18 protein-coding genes and 1 tRNA gene are annotated in these 14608 nt (G+C 71.3%); 7 read left to right on the top strand and 12 right to left on the bottom strand.

What is annotated here, in order from left to right; all coding sequences use genetic code 11:
- Nucleotides 1-33 precede the first annotated feature (33 nt).
- Nucleotides 34-654: a MerR family transcriptional regulator gene (locus tag AB0I73_RS20670; protein WP_363039453.1), complete on the top strand. Its 621-nt coding sequence runs from the start codon at nt 34-36 to the stop codon at nt 652-654.
- 10 nt (nt 655-664) lie between these two features.
- Here the strand turns inward: AB0I73_RS20670 and AB0I73_RS20665 are convergent, their stop codons facing one another.
- Nucleotides 665-1468, bottom strand: a complete 804-nt coding sequence (locus tag AB0I73_RS20665) for an exodeoxyribonuclease III (protein WP_363039340.1) — start codon at nt 1466-1468, stop codon at nt 665-667.
- An 89-nt stretch (nt 1469-1557) separates the two neighbouring features.
- On the opposite strand from AB0I73_RS20665, the gene AB0I73_RS20660 reads away from it, so the two are divergent.
- A complete protein-coding gene (locus AB0I73_RS20660; RefSeq protein WP_363039338.1) occupies nt 1558-2034 on the top strand; it encodes a GNAT family N-acetyltransferase in 477 nt (158 codons plus the stop codon).
- Nucleotides 2035-2153: 119 nt separating this feature from the next.
- Here AB0I73_RS20660 and AB0I73_RS20655 read toward each other — a convergent pair whose 3' ends face one another.
- The gene (locus AB0I73_RS20655) at nt 2154-2513 is read right to left on the bottom strand and encodes a hypothetical protein (RefSeq protein WP_363039336.1); all 360 of its coding nucleotides are present in this window, start codon (nt 2511-2513) and stop codon (nt 2154-2156) included.
- The gene (locus tag AB0I73_RS20650; RefSeq protein WP_363039334.1) at nt 2510-2830 is read right to left on the bottom strand and encodes a hypothetical protein; all 321 of its coding nucleotides are present in this window, start codon (nt 2828-2830) and stop codon (nt 2510-2512) included. Before AB0I73_RS20650 ends, AB0I73_RS20655 begins: the two co-directional genes overlap by 4 nt.
- A gap of 183 nt (nt 2831-3013) precedes the next feature.
- Between AB0I73_RS20650 and AB0I73_RS20645 the strand changes: the two genes are divergently transcribed.
- Nucleotides 3014-3289, top strand: coding sequence for a winged helix-turn-helix domain-containing protein (locus AB0I73_RS20645; RefSeq protein WP_363039332.1), 276 nt, complete (start codon nt 3014-3016; stop codon nt 3287-3289).
- 235 nt (nt 3290-3524) lie between these two features.
- Here the strand turns inward: AB0I73_RS20645 and AB0I73_RS20640 are convergent, their stop codons facing one another.
- A complete protein-coding gene (locus AB0I73_RS20640; protein WP_363039330.1) occupies nt 3525-4484 on the bottom strand; it encodes a D-2-hydroxyacid dehydrogenase family protein in 960 nt (319 codons plus the stop codon).
- Nucleotides 4485-4686: 202 nt separating this feature from the next.
- On the bottom strand, nt 4687-5205 hold the full coding sequence (locus tag AB0I73_RS20635; protein WP_363039328.1) for a hypothetical protein: 519 nt from the start codon (nt 5203-5205) through the stop codon (nt 4687-4689).
- A gap of 149 nt (nt 5206-5354) precedes the next feature.
- Between AB0I73_RS20635 and AB0I73_RS20630 the strand changes: the two genes are divergently transcribed.
- The 3 genes from AB0I73_RS20630 to AB0I73_RS20620 all read left to right on the top strand — a co-directional run bounded on the left by AB0I73_RS20630 (nt 5355) and on the right by AB0I73_RS20620 (nt 7930).
- On the top strand, nt 5355-6719 hold the full coding sequence (locus AB0I73_RS20630; RefSeq protein WP_363039326.1) for a BTAD domain-containing putative transcriptional regulator: 1365 nt from the start codon (nt 5355-5357) through the stop codon (nt 6717-6719).
- Nucleotides 6720-6961: 242 nt separating this feature from the next.
- Complete coding sequence (locus AB0I73_RS20625; RefSeq protein WP_363039324.1) at nt 6962-7309, top strand: DUF1330 domain-containing protein; 348 nt, start codon at nt 6962-6964, stop codon at nt 7307-7309.
- Between the two features lie 393 nt (nt 7310-7702).
- Nucleotides 7703-7930, top strand: a complete 228-nt coding sequence (locus tag AB0I73_RS20620) for a hypothetical protein (protein ID WP_363039322.1) — start codon at nt 7703-7705, stop codon at nt 7928-7930.
- A 143-nt stretch (nt 7931-8073) separates the two neighbouring features.
- On the opposite strand, the gene AB0I73_RS20615 is transcribed toward AB0I73_RS20620, so the two are convergent.
- From AB0I73_RS20615 to galU, 7 genes are all read right to left on the bottom strand, one after another.
- A tRNA-Ala gene (locus AB0I73_RS20615) sits at nt 8074-8147 on the bottom strand.
- Nucleotides 8148-8230: 83 nt separating this feature from the next.
- The gene (gene glpR / locus AB0I73_RS20610) at nt 8231-9547 is read right to left on the bottom strand and encodes a gephyrin-like molybdotransferase receptor GlpR (protein WP_363039320.1); all 1317 of its coding nucleotides are present in this window, start codon (nt 9545-9547) and stop codon (nt 8231-8233) included.
- 173 nt (nt 9548-9720) lie between these two features.
- The gene (locus AB0I73_RS20605; protein WP_363039318.1) at nt 9721-10419 is read right to left on the bottom strand and encodes a GNAT family protein; all 699 of its coding nucleotides are present in this window, start codon (nt 10417-10419) and stop codon (nt 9721-9723) included.
- A 17-nt stretch (nt 10420-10436) separates the two neighbouring features.
- Nucleotides 10437-10943 carry a MogA/MoaB family molybdenum cofactor biosynthesis protein gene (locus AB0I73_RS20600; protein ID WP_109380308.1) on the bottom strand — a complete coding sequence of 169 codons (507 nt, stop codon included), beginning with the start codon at nt 10941-10943 and terminating at the stop codon, nt 10437-10439.
- Nucleotides 10940-11452 (bottom strand): cyclic pyranopterin monophosphate synthase MoaC, encoded by a 513-nt coding sequence (gene moaC, locus AB0I73_RS20595; protein ID WP_363039315.1) that lies wholly within the window; start codon nt 11450-11452, stop codon nt 10940-10942. The genes AB0I73_RS20600 and moaC overlap by 4 nt, the downstream gene beginning before the upstream one ends.
- A gap of 86 nt (nt 11453-11538) precedes the next feature.
- Nucleotides 11539-12861: a gephyrin-like molybdotransferase Glp gene (gene glp, locus AB0I73_RS20590; protein WP_363039313.1), complete on the bottom strand. Its 1323-nt coding sequence runs from the start codon at nt 12859-12861 to the stop codon at nt 11539-11541.
- Complete coding sequence (gene galU / locus AB0I73_RS20585) at nt 12858-13769, bottom strand: UTP--glucose-1-phosphate uridylyltransferase GalU (protein ID WP_363039311.1); 912 nt, start codon at nt 13767-13769, stop codon at nt 12858-12860. The genes glp and galU overlap by 4 nt, the downstream gene beginning before the upstream one ends.
- A gap of 92 nt (nt 13770-13861) precedes the next feature.
- Here galU and AB0I73_RS20580 point away from each other — a divergent pair, with 92 nt between their 5' ends.
- Nucleotides 13862-14476, top strand: a complete 615-nt coding sequence (locus tag AB0I73_RS20580) for a 5-formyltetrahydrofolate cyclo-ligase (protein ID WP_363039310.1) — start codon at nt 13862-13864, stop codon at nt 14474-14476.
- Nucleotides 14477-14608 lie beyond the last annotated feature (132 nt).

Below are 14608 nucleotides of genomic sequence, written 5' to 3'. Positions count from 1 at the left end.
AACGCGGGATCCGGTGAGCGGCGCGAGTACCGCATGGAGGAGCTGGCCCGGCGGGCCGGCATCACCGTGCGCACGCTGCGGTTCTACCGCGAACGCAAGCTGATCCCGCCGCCCCGCCGCGAGGGCCGCATCGCCTGGTACGACGACCACCACCTGGCCCGGCTGCGCACGATCACGGCACTCCTGGAGCGCGGCCACACCCTGAACGGCATAGCGGAACTCGCCGAGGCCTTCGACCACGGCCGCGACGTCGGCGAACTCCTCGGCATGGAGACCCCCACCGAGGAGACCCCGGTCCGCCTCACCCCCGAGGAGCTCGCCGACCGTTTCGCCGGCGAGGTCACCCCAGAGAACCTGGCCGCCGCGATGGACCTCGGCTACCTCGGCACCGACGGCGAGGAGATCGTCCACATCAGCCGCCGCCTGCTGGACGTCTCCTCCGCCCTGGTCCGCGAGGGCATCCCGCTCGCCGAGGTGCTGCGCACGGGCAGGGAGGTCCGCGCCCACGCCGAGGCCGTGGCCGACCTCTTCGCCGAGCTGATCCTCCGCCACGCCCCCGAGGACGCCGTCCACCGCCTGCGCCCCCTGGCCCGCAGCGTGGTCGACGCCGAACTCTCCCTGGCGATGGACCGCCGCCTGCGCAAGCAGGACTGACGCACGGCTCCTAGCGGTTGTAGACCACGGTCACCGGAGCATGGTCCGACCACCGCTCGGTGTGAGCGGCGGCCCGCTCGACGTACGCCTTGACCGCCCGCTCGGCGAGCCCGGGGGTCGCGATGTGGTAGTCGATCCTCCACCCTGCGTCATTGTCGAAAGCCCGCCCCCGGTACGACCACCACGAGTACGGCCCGTCGACATCCGGATGCAGCGCCCGTACGACATCCACGTACCCGCCCTCGGCCGGGTCGAGAACGCGGGAGAGCCATTCCCGTTCCTCCGGCAGGAACCCGGAGTTCTTGGTGTTGCCGCGCCAGTTCTTCAGGTCGGCCTGCTGGTGCGCGATGTTCCAGTCCCCGCACACCACGACCTCCCGGCCGTCGGCGGCGGCCCGCTCCCGCAGACCCTTCAGATAGGCGAGGAACTCCCCCATGAAGCGGATCTTCTCGTCCTGCCGCTCGGTACCGACCTCGCCGGAAGGCAGGTAGAGCGAGGCGACGGTGACCCCGGGCAGATCCACCTCCACGTACCGCCCGCTGCCGTCGAACTCGGCCGACCCGAACCCGACCTGAACCCGATCGGGCGCACGCCGCGTGTACAGCGAGACCCCCGCGCGCCCCTTCGCCGCGGCAGGTGCGTGCACCACATGCCACCCCTCGGGCTCCCGGACGTGCTCGGGCAGCTGCTGCGGCTCCGCGCGCACCTCCTGCAGACACACCACATCGGCGGAGGTCTGCTCCAGCCACTCCACGAAGCCCTTCTTCGCGGCAGCACGCAGTCCGTTGACGTTGACGGAGGTCACAGTGAACATCAGGGCACGATACCGGCACACTGGACGGGGCCCGTTCCCGGCCCGAAAACGGATCCCCACTCCACCCGGATTGATATACCTTACTGCGCATGAATATCCGCCGCGTCTCCTACGACCACCCCGACGCCGTCAAGCTGAACGACGAGGTCCAGGCCGAGTACCACGTCCGCTACGGCGACGGCGGCGACGCCACCCCCATGGATCCCGCGGACTTCCGCCCGCCGAACGGCATCTACCTGCTCGCCTATGACGAGAACGACACCCCCGTCGCCTCCGGCGGCTGGCGCGTCCAGAACACCAACGGCGAGGGCAACCGCGACGGGGACGCCGAACTGAAGCGGATGTACGTGACCGAGGGGATGCGCGGCCGGGGCCTGGCCCGCCGCATACTGGCCGCCCTGGAGGACGACGCCCGCGCGGCCGGCCGCCTCCGCATGGTCCTGGAGACGGGCACCCAGCAGCCGGAGGCCGTCGCCCTCTACACCTCCAGCGGCTACGAGCCCTGCGAGAAGTTCGGCTACTACCGCTTCCACGAGAGCAGCCTCTGCTACGCCAAGCCGCTGTAGCAGCACTCGGCGCCCCCGTTCAATGACCGGGCCCCGCCGTCACAACCGGCACGGGCTGCGGTGAGTACCGAGGCGGCCGCCCGACGCCCCTTGACCACCCCGTCCACTTCTCGTGGATCTCACGGACGCGGCCGGTCGCCGCTGCCACAGACGTCCGCCGTGCCGTAAGGCTCTCTGCCTTCCGGGCTTTCCGGCGAAGGCAGGCGTCGGCCTCGGGACTCCGCGACGCGCAGCGCGTCGGCGAGGCACTCGGTGAGGCGGAGCGCGGTGTAGCGGACCTCGACGTTCGGGGTCAGGGGGTCGTCCAACACCCGGCGGGCGGCGCGGAGGACATCCAGCCCGTCCGCGAGTTGCCGGGCCTCCGTCGCTTCGGCGAACCGGGACACGATCCCGCCCTCCTCGCCGGGGACGAGGAAGCAGGGCTTGCCTTCCGGCGACAGCCAGGGCAGCAGCCGGAGCGCGGTGAGCGAGTTCGTCACGCGGCCGCCTTCCGAACGCCGCTGGTGTACTGGTCGAGGTCGGCACCGAAGCCGGCGGCGAGCAGGAGAACCCGGCGACGGTGCCGCCGACGCGCCTCGTCCTGCTCGTGAGCGGTGAGGTAGGGCCGGACGAGGCGGGAGGCGGCGCCGTCGAGCGGGAGGTGACGGCAGTACGGGGAGTGGGGGAGGGGGAGGCGATTTTCGGGGACGGGGAGGTGCGGGGCGCGGCCACGGGAGGCGCCTGCGCGGTGGGTTCCGGTGCCGGGGCCGAAGAGAAGGCGCAGCCAATGGGCGATGCGGTGGATAAGGTCTTGCATGTCGACGCTCCTGTTAAGCGTTGGCCGCGCCCCGGGAGGTCTGGCCACCTCGCCGGGGTTTCGTCATTTCCGACCATACCCGCAACCGCGTCCCCCTGCACCCCACTTCGTTCCACCGCGCCCTGACGCGGTGGGAAGCGTCCCAACTCTGCATAGTGCACAAGGGTGCATCACCGTGGAGAGATGACTGACCTCCCGCGCTACGAGTACGTGAAACTCGCGGACGCCATCGCTGCCGAAATCGCCTCGGGCAAGCTGCCGCAGGGAGCAGCGCTGCCTGGCGAGCGAGCCATGACAGACCTGTACGGCGTGAGCATCGGCACCGTGCGGCGCGCGATCGTCGAACTGCGGAAACGGGGCCTCGTCGCGACGCTGCCCGCGAAGGGGACATACGTCATCGGCCAACCCGGCACACCCGGGAACGAGGAGGGGACCTCCGAGGAGGAGGCCCCCGACTGACGGCTCCGCCCCCACTCCTGCTCAGTCGACTCCGTGTTTCGTTGCCGGGCACCGTGCGACGACGCCGGCCATGCGGGCAGCGACCGGGAACTCGATGACCCGGAACCGAGAGACCGGGGGCGGGTACCTTGCTGAAAACCGTGAGCACTCGGCGAGCAAGTGTCCCTTTCGCGCTCAAACGAGCGGCATATGGACAGTGATGGCCGATGTGCTCACGGATTTACGACCGCATGGCTCAGCCGAGGCGTCGTACGGGCTCGCCCGCCAGGAATGCCTCGATGTCCTCGACGGCCTGGCCGTAATAGGTGCGGTAGTTGTTCTGCGAGACGTAGCCGAGGTGGGGGGTGGCCAGGAGCCGGGGCGCGGTGCGCAGGGGATGGTCGGCGGGCAGGGGCTCGACGTCGAACACGTCGACTCCGGCTCCGGCGATCCGTCCCTCCCGCAGCACGGCGAGCAGGGCGTCCTGGTCGACGAGGGCCGCCCGTGAGGTGTTCACCAGGTAGGCGGTCGGCTTGAGCAGGGCCAGTTCGGGCGCGCCGAGCAGCCCGCGGGTCCGGTCGCTCAGGACGAGGTGGAGCGAGACGAAGTCGCTGGTGGCGAGGAGTTCCTCCTGGGAGCCGGCCAGTTGGACGCCGACCTCGTCCGTGCGTTCCTCGGTGAGGTTCTGGCTCCACGCGACCACCTCCATACCGAAGGCGAGGCCCACCCGGGCCACCCGGCTGCCGATCTTCCCCAGGCCGAGCAGGCCGAGCCGGCGGCCGTGCAGGTCGGCACCGACCGTGGACTGCCAGGGGCCGTTCGCGCGCAGCGCGTTGTTCTCCGTGACGATGCCGCGGGCGAGGCCGAGCAACAGCGCCCACGTCAGCTCGACCGGCGGGGTCGACGTGCTTTCCGTACCGCACACGGTCACCCCGTTGCGTTCGGCGGCCGCGTAGTCGATCACCGAGTTGCGCATGCCGGAGGCGATGAGCAGCTTGAGCCGGGGAAGCCTGTCGAGCAGGGGGGCGGGGAAGGGAACCCGCTCCCGAAGGGTCACCACGATGTCGAAGTCCTCGAGCGCGAGGGCCAGTTCACCCTCGGTGGCGATGTGCTCGGTGAAGCTGACGACCTCCACACGTCCCTGGACGGGGCTCCAGTCGGCCACGGTGGTGGCGATGTTCTGGAAGTCGTCGAGCACGGCACAGCGAAGCCGCATGTCGGTCCTTTCCGCGGATTCCACGGTGCGAGCGTCGGCGGCGGCCCGACGAAGGCCGAGCCGACCGGGAATGTATCTCCTGAGCACGTGTCCGGCCGTGCCCTGAGGGCTGCGGCAGCGGCAGGATACCCATTGCGCGGCGGACCGGGTGTACGTGAAGGCTCGTCCCCGGCGTACACCGCGCCGTAAGGCTGCCGAGTGGTCAGTCGATGCGCGCGCAGAGGTCGTCCTGCGTCCCGTACGCCATGTTCACGGTCTTGTGTCCGGTGGAGCTGATGTCCAAGGTGTACACCCCGTCGACGATGTACAGGCCGCGCGGCAGGTTGCCCCGGTCCTCCCCGACGCCGACCAGTACCGGGCCGAGCACGGACCAGTGCTGGGAGCCGTCGGTGCGGTAGTCGACGACGGCTGTGCCGCTCGCGTCCGCGTCGTGGAAGGCACCGGTCCCGGTGTTGGTGACCCGCACGACCAGGTCACCCTTGTACACGACCCGCTTCGCGGAGCCGTCGGGATGGGTGTCCAGCACGCGCTGCACCACTTCGTCGACGACGGGCTCGCTATGGACGGGGAAGTCGCACCGAACGCCTGCGGCGACGTCCCACGGCGCGGAGGGCGCCGGTTCCCAGCCCCTGCCGGTGCCGGCGGGCGCCGCCGCGGCGGGCACCGCACCCGGGAGCACGGCAGCGGCAAGAGCGAGCAGGACAAAGACGGTTCGGCGCATGGCTTCTCCTCGGTGAGGCTGGTCCGAGTGGGGCGTTCAGGTGATCCGGGCACCAGCCTCGCCCCTGCCGCTGACCAAATCCTCACCTCGTTTCCCGCGTTCCCCACGGGTAGGAAGCCCTTCCGGTTCCGGCTAGGCTGCCCCGAGTCATGGAGTTCCAGCTGCTCGGTCCGTTCCAGGCCTGCCACGAGGGACAGCGGGTGCTGGTGGGCAATCGCCGCCAGGAGCGGTGCCTGCTGTCGATCCTTCTGCTGCACGCGGGCCGTACGGTGACGACCGCACGCCTCATCGACCTGTTGTGGAACGGCGACGCGCCGTCCTCGGCCCGCAGCACCGTCCACACCTACGTCGGCAGGCTGCGCGCCGGCCTCAAGCCGTACGGACTGCACATCGGCACCACACACGACGGCTATGCAGTCGAGCCCGGTCGGCATGTGATCGATGCGCAGGAGTTCGTCCTCCTCGTCCGGCAGGCGGCAGCCACGGACGATCCCGCGGAGCGGGTGCGCCTCTACGACCAGGCCCTCGGACTGTGGAGGGGCCCGCTGCTCGCCGATGTGGCCGACGACCGGCTTCGTGACCGGCTCGGCGCCCACATCGGGGAGCTGCGCCTGTCCGCCCTGGAGCAGTGGGCCGAGTCCCAGCTCACCATGGGACGGCATGAGCGGGTCGCGGCGAATCTGATGGTGCCGGCCCAGGAACATCCGGAGCGGGAAAGGCTGGTCGCCGGCCAGATGACCGCGCTGTACCGGAGCGGCCGCCAGGCCGATGCCCTCCAGCTGTACCGCAGCACGCGCCAAGTACTGGTGACCGAATTCGGCATTGAGCCGGGCCCCGCGTTACGGACGCTGCACGACCGCATCCTGCAGAACGATCCCCGGCTGGACCGGCCGCCCGTGCCCGTCTACGCGGTGCAGGTCGGCGGAGAATGGCTGCCGTGGAACACCAGCGGACATCCGGCACTGGAGTTCTGCAACACCTACGCAGGCTGGGGCGGCGCTCGTCCACCGGGCTCGGAGTGGCTGCGCAGCTACGCCACGCTCGCCGTGTGGGCCGGACACATGGACCTGGCGGAGGACCGGATCGTCACCTGGCTGCTCGAACAGGCGCGGCAGCAACCTGAGAAGGCCGTCGCCGCCCTGGACGAGGCCCGGGAATTCCGCGGAAACCTGTACGCCTGCCTGACCGATCCCCACGACGCTCGCGCCTTCAAGGCGGTGGCCGGTGTCGTGGAGGACGCCGCCAAGGTGTCGGTGTTCACCCGCGGCGAGGACGGCCTGGGGCGCTGGCTGACGTCCCGCGCCGCAGGTCTGCGGCTGCCTGTCTGTGCGGCTGCCCGCAGCGCCTCCGAACTGCTCGCGGACCCGCGGCGCTTCACGATCCGTACCTGCCCCAGCGAAGACTGCGGCTGGCTCTTCCTCGACCAGCGCGGGCGACGCACATGGTGCAGCCTGGCGACCTGCGGCAGCAGGAAGCCGACGGGCAGCAGGTGCGTGACTGCTGAACTTGCTTGATACGCCCCCGTTTTCGCCGCCGTACCGCCCAGAACACCCCACGCACCCATCGGATCGTCCGGGATCTCGTGAATGCTGCACAGCACCCGTCTTGAGTCGCGTAGCCGGATCCGGGCAGCCGGGGCATGTGCGCCACCAGTCCACGCTGCGCGCAGAGTTCGCTTGCCTGTCAGGTCATCGCCCCCGGTGCCTCGGCATGCCAAGATCCCGGTGTACGGAGTTCGACCGACCGGAAGGACACCATGCCCGCCTACGTCATAGCCCACCTGCAAGAGGCCGCTCCGCACCCGGAGATCGTCGAGTACATCGAGCGCATCCCCGTCACCTTCGAGCCGTACGGCGGGCGCTTCCTCGTGCACGCGACGCAGCACGAGGTGAAGGAGGGCAGCTGGCCCGGACACGTCGTGATGATCGGCTTCCCCGGGATCACCGAGGCGCGGGCCTGGTGGGACTCACCCGCATACCGGGAGATCGCACCGCTGCGCTCACGGCACATCGAGGGCGACATCATCCTGGTCGAAGGCGTGCCCGAGGGCTACGAACCGACCGGCGCCACCAAGGCGATGCGGGAAGCCCTGCCCGCCGAGTAGCCCCGCAAGCTTCTGACAGGGCGGGACCGTCCACTCAAACAGGCTGTGCGCCCCTCTTTCGGGTGATGGCGGGGGCAGGAATGTCAAAGTAGTCCCAAAGTCATGGGTGCCGAGAGCGCCGCCGTGAACTTCTCCGAGCCGGTGAACAAGAACAAGCAGACACTTGCCCGGCTCCAGGAATCGCCGAAACCGCTCTTGCACCGCAGAGACCGCGAGGACCGCGGACCCGTACCCGACCCGAGGGGTACCGCGTGACAGCGGGCCGCGGCGACCGACTCGCACCTCCGGCGCCGGACGACCACAGGGAAAGGCCGGTCTCCGCCTGTCCGCTCGGTCACCGACCCAGAAGCCGGGTGCCGAGGGGGCAGCGTTGGTAGAGCACGACCCGCCGACGTGTCCATAGCCATGAGCGACGTCCTCGACCGGCGTGTGTTCGCCACCGACGAGTTCCCTCTCGGCGGTGGGGTCGAGCACAGCCTCAGCCTCGTGCTCGACCCGTGCGGGCACGGCACGATGCGCACCGGCGGCCGCACCATCGCCGGACAGCCGCGAGTCGGTGGCAGCGCCGGGCGGCCCGTCTCGACGGCCTACCTCGCCGTCGCAGAGGTCTGGCGACGCTAGGGCACGTTGCCGGAGCACCGGGCGTCCGCGGGCCACGGACCGCCGACGAGGACGGCATGGCGCCCGCCACAGAATCAGGAGGGTTGCCTGCGTCGACACGAAGAAGCCCCCGCCGGTTTCCCGGCGGGGGCTTTCAGCTGCGGTGGACCTGTGGGGATTTGAACCCCAGACCCCCTCGATGCGAACGAGGTGCGCTACCAGACTGCGCCACAGGCCCTTGCAACGAGTGAAACCTTAGCACCCCGATCGGGGTGCTCGGAAATCCGTTGCCGATGGGGGCCGGCCGCGGGTTTTCCAAGGTCATTCGTTGACGGCCCGGGGTCGGTCGCCGTCCTCGTACTGGTCGAACAGCGGGGTGCGGCCGCGCTCGCGGGCGCGGCGGGCCGAGGCCGCGCGGAGGGCGTCGTTGCGCCCGTCGGCGTCGGCCTGCTCCTCCGCGCCGGCCCGGTCCCCTTCCGGAGCCGTGTCGTCGGCGGAGTCGGCCGTCTCCTCCGGAGCCGGGGTCACGGCGCTCGAACGCGCCGAGCTCCAGGTGTCCGCGGCGCCGAGGTCCACGTCGCTGGTGGCGCGCGGGGCGACCGGGGCGGTCACGTACGTGGGCAGCGGTACCGGGACCGGGTCCCAGCTGTCGCCGCCCTGGCCGGGCCGTTGCCGGCGCTCCCGCTGCTGGTCGATCCACTCGGCGTGGTCGGTCTGCTCGACGAGCGCGCGCCGGTCGGCGGCGAGCGCCAGGAGGCCGGGGTCGGTCTCCGGGCCCGGCTCGAGGTCGGGGTCGACGCCCGGCTCGTGTCCCTCCGGTTCGTCGAGGTCCACCTCGTCCACGGACGGGCGGCGGCGCGGCTGGCGTTCCCGCAACCGCTGTGCCGCGGCCTCGGCCTGACGGCGGTCCATCTGGTACGCGAAACGGCGGCGTTCCTGGGAGCGCAGGTAGGCGATGTAGACGCTCAGCAGCACCGCGGGCACTCCGGGCGCCCACAGGAAGGCGAGCCCGCCGACCGCGGCGACGACCGCGCCGAGCGTGAAGGCGAGGAAGAGCATCGTGGTGGTGCGCCGGCGCCGGGCGAGCACCTTCGAGCGCCGGGCCCGCGCCGCGGCGGCCTGCTCCGACGGAGACGGCTGAGGCGGCTGGGACGGCTGGGAGGACTCGACGGACTGCGGCGGCGGGGCCTGCTGGGCCGGGAGCACCGGCTGCGCCCTTCGCGGGGGTGCTCCGCGCCGGGCGGACGGGACGCGCTCGCGCGGGGGGCGTCCGGTCGGCTCGCCGGGGGCCGGTTCGGGCGCCGCCCGTTCCGGCTGCTGCGCGGGGTGCGGCCGTACGGGCACCTGCACCTGCTGCGGACGGGTCTGGGACACGGCGAAGGCCCGGACGTCCACCGAATCGGTGACCGCGTCCGGGTCGTGGACGCTCTGCTCCACATCCTCGGCGGAGCGCGCCCGCAGGTCCTTGGCGTACCGGCGCTCCATTCCCGCCCGTCCGGACAACAATCGGATGGCGGTGCTGAAGCGTTCCGTCGGACGGGCCTCGTTCAGCTCGTCCTGCCTACGGAGCCACATCGGCACCAAGTAGGCGGCCCAGGCCCCGACGATGACTGCGTAGATGAGGCCGCTGCTGCTCACGCCTCACACGGTAGAGGGGTTTAGGTGAGGCCATCCGCCAATTGAGCCGGTGTGTCGCACGATCCGGCTGATATTTCGAACTTTTTTTGCGAACGATGCGATCAGATGACCATGTAAGCCGGGAATTTTCCCGCTTTCAGATGGTCACCACGCGATCAAATTCGAACATTTATTCAATTACCCGGGTGGTGCGGGATTCCGGAATGACGCTGTCCGTCACCGGCACGCCCGCCACCTGCCCGTTCCTCACCGGACTGTCCGTCCCCGCCCGGCTGCTCGTTCCGGGAGCGCGCCCGCTGCCAGCGCCTGAGCAAACCCTCGGGCAGTTCCTCCGCCGTGAGCGCGAAGACGAGATGGTCGCGCCAGGCGCCGTCGATGTGCAGATACCGCGGGCGCAGCCCCTCCTCGCGGAATCCGAGTTTCTCCACCACCCGGCGGCTGGGCCCGTTCTCGGGGCGAATGCACACCTCGACGCGGTGCAGTCCGACGGTACGGAAACAGTGGTCCACGGCCATCGCCACGGCCGTCGGCATGACCCCGCGGCCGGCCACCGCCTCGTCGACCCAGTAGCCGACGTGCCCCGAGCACATCGAGCCCCAGGTGATCCCGGCGACCGTCAACTGGCCGACCAGACGCCCCTGGTACTCGATGACGAAGGGCAGCATCCGCCCCGCGTGCGCCTCCGCCCTCAGGTGACGGACCATCTGACGGTAGGTCGGCCGGTGCACGATCGGACCGGCCGGGGTGGGCGGCGGGATCGTCGCCTCCCAGGGGCGCAGCCAGTCGCGGTTGCGCCGGTTGACCTCGCGCCAGGCCCGCTGGTCGCGCAGCTTTATCGGCCGGAGGACGACGTCGCCGGCCACCAGCTCCACGGGCCAGGATGAACCGTTCAGCTCGCACCCCCGCCACTGGTACCGGTTCTGGAGTGGTCACCGCCGCGCAGTTGGTCGACCGCGTGCTTCAGCAGCGGCTCCAGGACGGCCAGACCGTCCTTCACCCCGCCGCTGGACCCGGGGAGGTTGACGATCAGCGTCCGGCCCGCGACGCCCGCGAGGCCCCGGGAGAGGGCCGCCGTGGGCACCTTGTCCCGGCCGTACGCCCGGATGGCCTCCGCGATGCCGGGCACCTCGTGGCCGATCACCGCGCGGGTCGCCTCGGGGGTGCGGTCGGTGGGCGAGACGCCGGTGCCGCCGGTGGTCACGATGACGTCGTACCCGGCCTCGGCGCCCGCGCGCAGCGCGGCCTCCACGGGGTCGCCGTCCGGGACCACCTGCGGGCCGTCGACGGCGAAGCCGAAGCGCCGCAGGCCCTCGGCGATCAGGGGTCCGCCCGTGTCCTGGTAGACGCCGGCGGCGGCCCGGTTGGAGGCGGTGACCACCAGTGCGCGGTAGCTCATGCCCTGCTCCAGTCGCCCGACTTGCCGCCCGTCTTCTCCTCCACCCGCACGTCCGTGATGACCGCCTTCTTGTCGACCGCCTTGACCATGTCGATCACGGTGAGCGCGGCGACGGAGACCGCGGTGAGCGCCTCCATCTCCACGCCCGTGCGGTCCGTCGTCTTCACCGTGGCCGTGATCTCCACGGCCTCGTCCGCGACCGACAGGTCCAGTTTCACACCGGACACCGCCAAGGGGTGACACAGCGGAATCAGCTCGGGGGTGCGTTTGGCGCCCATGATGCCCGCGATCCGCGCGGTGGCCAGGGCGTCGCCCTTGGGGACGCCCTCGCCACGCAGCAGTTCGATCACGCGGGGCGAGACCAGGACGCGGCCGGTGGCGCGGGCGGTGCGCGCGGTCACGTCCTTGCCGGACACGTCGACCATCCGGGCGGCGCCCGCCTCGTCGATGTGCGTCAGACGGCGCTGGTCAGGGTGTCCGGGGGTCTCCCCCCGGGAAGGCACGGTCATGATCGTGTGGCGCTCCCGGTCCGGGCCCGCCGCGGTGCGGCGCACGGGCCTGCTGTGCGCGACACGGTACCGCCAACCGGTTGGGCTCAGCCGAGCAGGACCACCTCGAGCTCGGTACCGGGCGCGACGGACTCGACGTCCTCGGGGACGACGATCAGCGCGTTCGCCTGTGCGAGGGCGGCCACCAGGTGGGATCCGGCGCCGCCGACCGGGGTCACCTCGCCGTCGGCGTACCGGCCGCGCAGGAACTGGCGGCGGCCCTTCGGCGAGGTCAGCGGCCCGTCCGCGGTCAGGGTCGCGCGGGTTCTCGGTCGGTGGACGTCCGCGAGGCCCATCAGGGTGCGAATGGCGGGGCGCACGAACAGTTCGAAGGAGACATACGAGGAGACCGGGTTGCCGGGGAGGGCCAGCAGCGGGGTGTGGTCGGGGCCGATGGAGCCGAAGCCCTGGGGCTTGCCGGGCTGCATCGCGAGCTTGCGGAAGTCGATGCCGCTGCCCGGCTCGTCCTCGTCGCCCACGGACGACAGCGCCTCCCTGACCACGTCGTACGCCCCGACGCTCACCCCGCCGGTGGTGACCATCAGGTCGGCGCGCACCAGCTGGTCCTCGATGGTGTCGCGGAGGGTGTCGGCGTCGTCCGCGACGGCGCCCACGCGGTAGGCGATGGCGCCGGCGTCCCGGGCGCAGGCGGTGAGGGAGAAGCTGTTGGAGTCGTAGATCTGACCGGCGCTCAGCTCCTCGTCGGGCTGGACGAGTTCGCTGCCGGTGGACATCACCACCACGCGCGGGCGCGGGTGCACGCGGACCGTGCCGCGGCCGATCGCGGCCAGCAGGGAGATCTGCGGCGGGCCGAGGACGGTCCCGGCCGTGAGGGCGCGGTCGCCGGCCCGTACGTCGCTGCCCTCGGCGCGCACGTGCGCGCGCGCCCGGACCGGGCGGTGGACGAGCACCTGCCCGGTGGCGCCCTCGGGGGCCTGGCTGCGGGCCCGCATCTCGGTGACCGGGCCCTCGCCGAGCCCGCCGTCGGTCCACTCGACGGGGACGACGGCCTCGGCGCCGGGCGGGAGCGGGGCTCCGGTCATGATGCGCACCGCCTGGCCGGGTCCGACCCGGAGCGGGTCGGACTGGCCGGCCGCGACGTCACCGACGACCTCGAGGGCGGCCGGGTACTGCTCGCTCGCGCCCGCGACGTCCGTGACCCGTACCGCGTACCCGTCCATGGAGCTGTTGTCGAACGGCGGCAGCGACACCGGCACCGTGACGTCCTCGACCAGGACGCAGCCCTGGGCGTCGAGGAGGTTCAGCTCGATGGGTTCCAGGGGGCGGACGGTGGCGAGGATGTCGTCCAGGTGCTCGTCCACCGACCAGAGGTGGTCCGGGCCTGCGGTGCGGGGCGCGGCGGTACTCAACGTTCCTGCATCTCCTCGGTGACGTAACGGCGGAGCCAGGCCCGGAAGTCCGGGCCCAGGTCTTCACGTTCGCACGCGAGTCGGACAATGGCACGCAGGTAGTCGCCTCGGTCGCCGGTGTCATAGCGGCGGCCCTTGAAGACCACGCCGTGCACCGGGCCGCCGAGCTTCTCGTCGGCGGCCAGCTGCTGGAGGGCGTCGGTGAGCTGGATCTCGCCGCCGCGGCCCGGCTCGGTCTTGCGCAGGACGTCGAAGACGGCCGGGTCGAGGACGTAGCGGCCGATGATGGCGTAGTGGGAGGGCGCTTCGGCCGGTTCGGGCTTCTCGACCAGGCCGCTGACCCGGACCACGTCGGAGTCGGCGGTGGCCTCGACGGCGGCGGAGCCGTAGAGGTGGATCTGCTCCGGGGCGACCTCCATGAGCGCGATGACGCTGCCGCCGTGCTGCTCCTGGACCTCGATCATGCGCTGGAGCAGGCAGTCGCGCGGGTCGATCAGGTCGTCGCCGAGAAGGACGGCGAAGGCTTCGTCGCCGACGTGCGGGGCGGCGCACAGGACGGCGTGGCCGAGCCCTTTGGGGTCGCCCTGGCGGACGTAGTGCATGGTCGCGAGGTCGCTGGATTCCTGGACCTTGGCGAGGCGCGCGGCGTCCCCCTTTCGGTCGAGGGCCGACTCCAGTTCGTAATTGCGGTCGAAATGGTCCTCCAGGGGGCGTTTGTTGCGGCCCGTCACCATGAGGACGTCGTCGAGACCGGCGGTTGCGGCCTCTTCGACCACGTACTGGATCGCCGGCTTGTCCACGACCGGCAGCATCTCCTTGGGAGTGGCCTTGGTGGCCGGCAGGAACCGGGTGCCGAGGCCTGCTGCGGGGATGACAGCCTTGCTGATCCGAGGGTGCGACTGAATCATGTCCGCAACCATATCCGGTGCCTTTGCGAGGAATCTGCGACTCCGGATATCTGATACTCATATGAGCATAATGAGACGATGCAAGGACAGAATTGAGACACGACGACCGCGCCGACGATCCTGACAAGCGGGTATTGCGACGGGAAATCCTCCGGGCGAGGAACAGGTTGACGGTGGATGACGTGCGGGAGTCCGCGACCGCGTTGGCCGACCGCGCGCTCGGACTGCCCGAACTGGCGCACGCGCGCACGGTGGCGGCGTACGTCTCCGTCGGGAGCGAGCCCGGCACGATCGTGCTGCTCGACGCGCTGCGCGCGCGGGGCGTGGGCGTGCTGCTGCCGGCCCTGCTCCCCGACAACGATCTGGACTGGGGCGCGTACACCGGCGAGGGCTCGCTCGCGCGTGTGCGCCACGGCGGGCGGATGGCCCTGCTCGAGCCGGCCGGGGAGCGCCTCGGGCCGGACGCCGTGACCGGAGCGGACGCCGTGCTGCTGCCGGGCCTGGCCGTGGACGCCCGCGGGATGCGGCTGGGGCGCGGCGGCGGCTCGTACGACCGGGTGCTGGCCCGGCTGGAGCGCGCGGGCGCGCACCCGGCCCTGGTGGTGCTGCTGTACGACACCGAGGTGGTCGAGCGGGTTCCCGAGGAGCCCCACGACCGGCCGGTGCACGCGGTGGTGACCCCGTCGGGGGTGCGGCGGTTCGGCTGAGCGACGACACCGTTCCGGTGGCCTCGGCGGTCCCGGCGGTCCCGGCGGTCCCGGCGGTCCCGGCGGTCCCGGCGGTCCCGGCGGTCCCGGCATGAGGGCCGGTGAGCAGGGAGTGTTCGGAGGGGTGGTAGG

Origin of the sequence: Streptomyces sp. NPDC050388 (assembly GCF_040655635.1) — a bacterium.
Lineage (GTDB): Bacteria > Actinomycetota > Actinomycetes > Streptomycetales > Streptomycetaceae > Streptomyces.
Note: the sequence above shows the minus strand (reverse complement) of the source record. Positions and strands in the feature narration are given on the sequence as shown.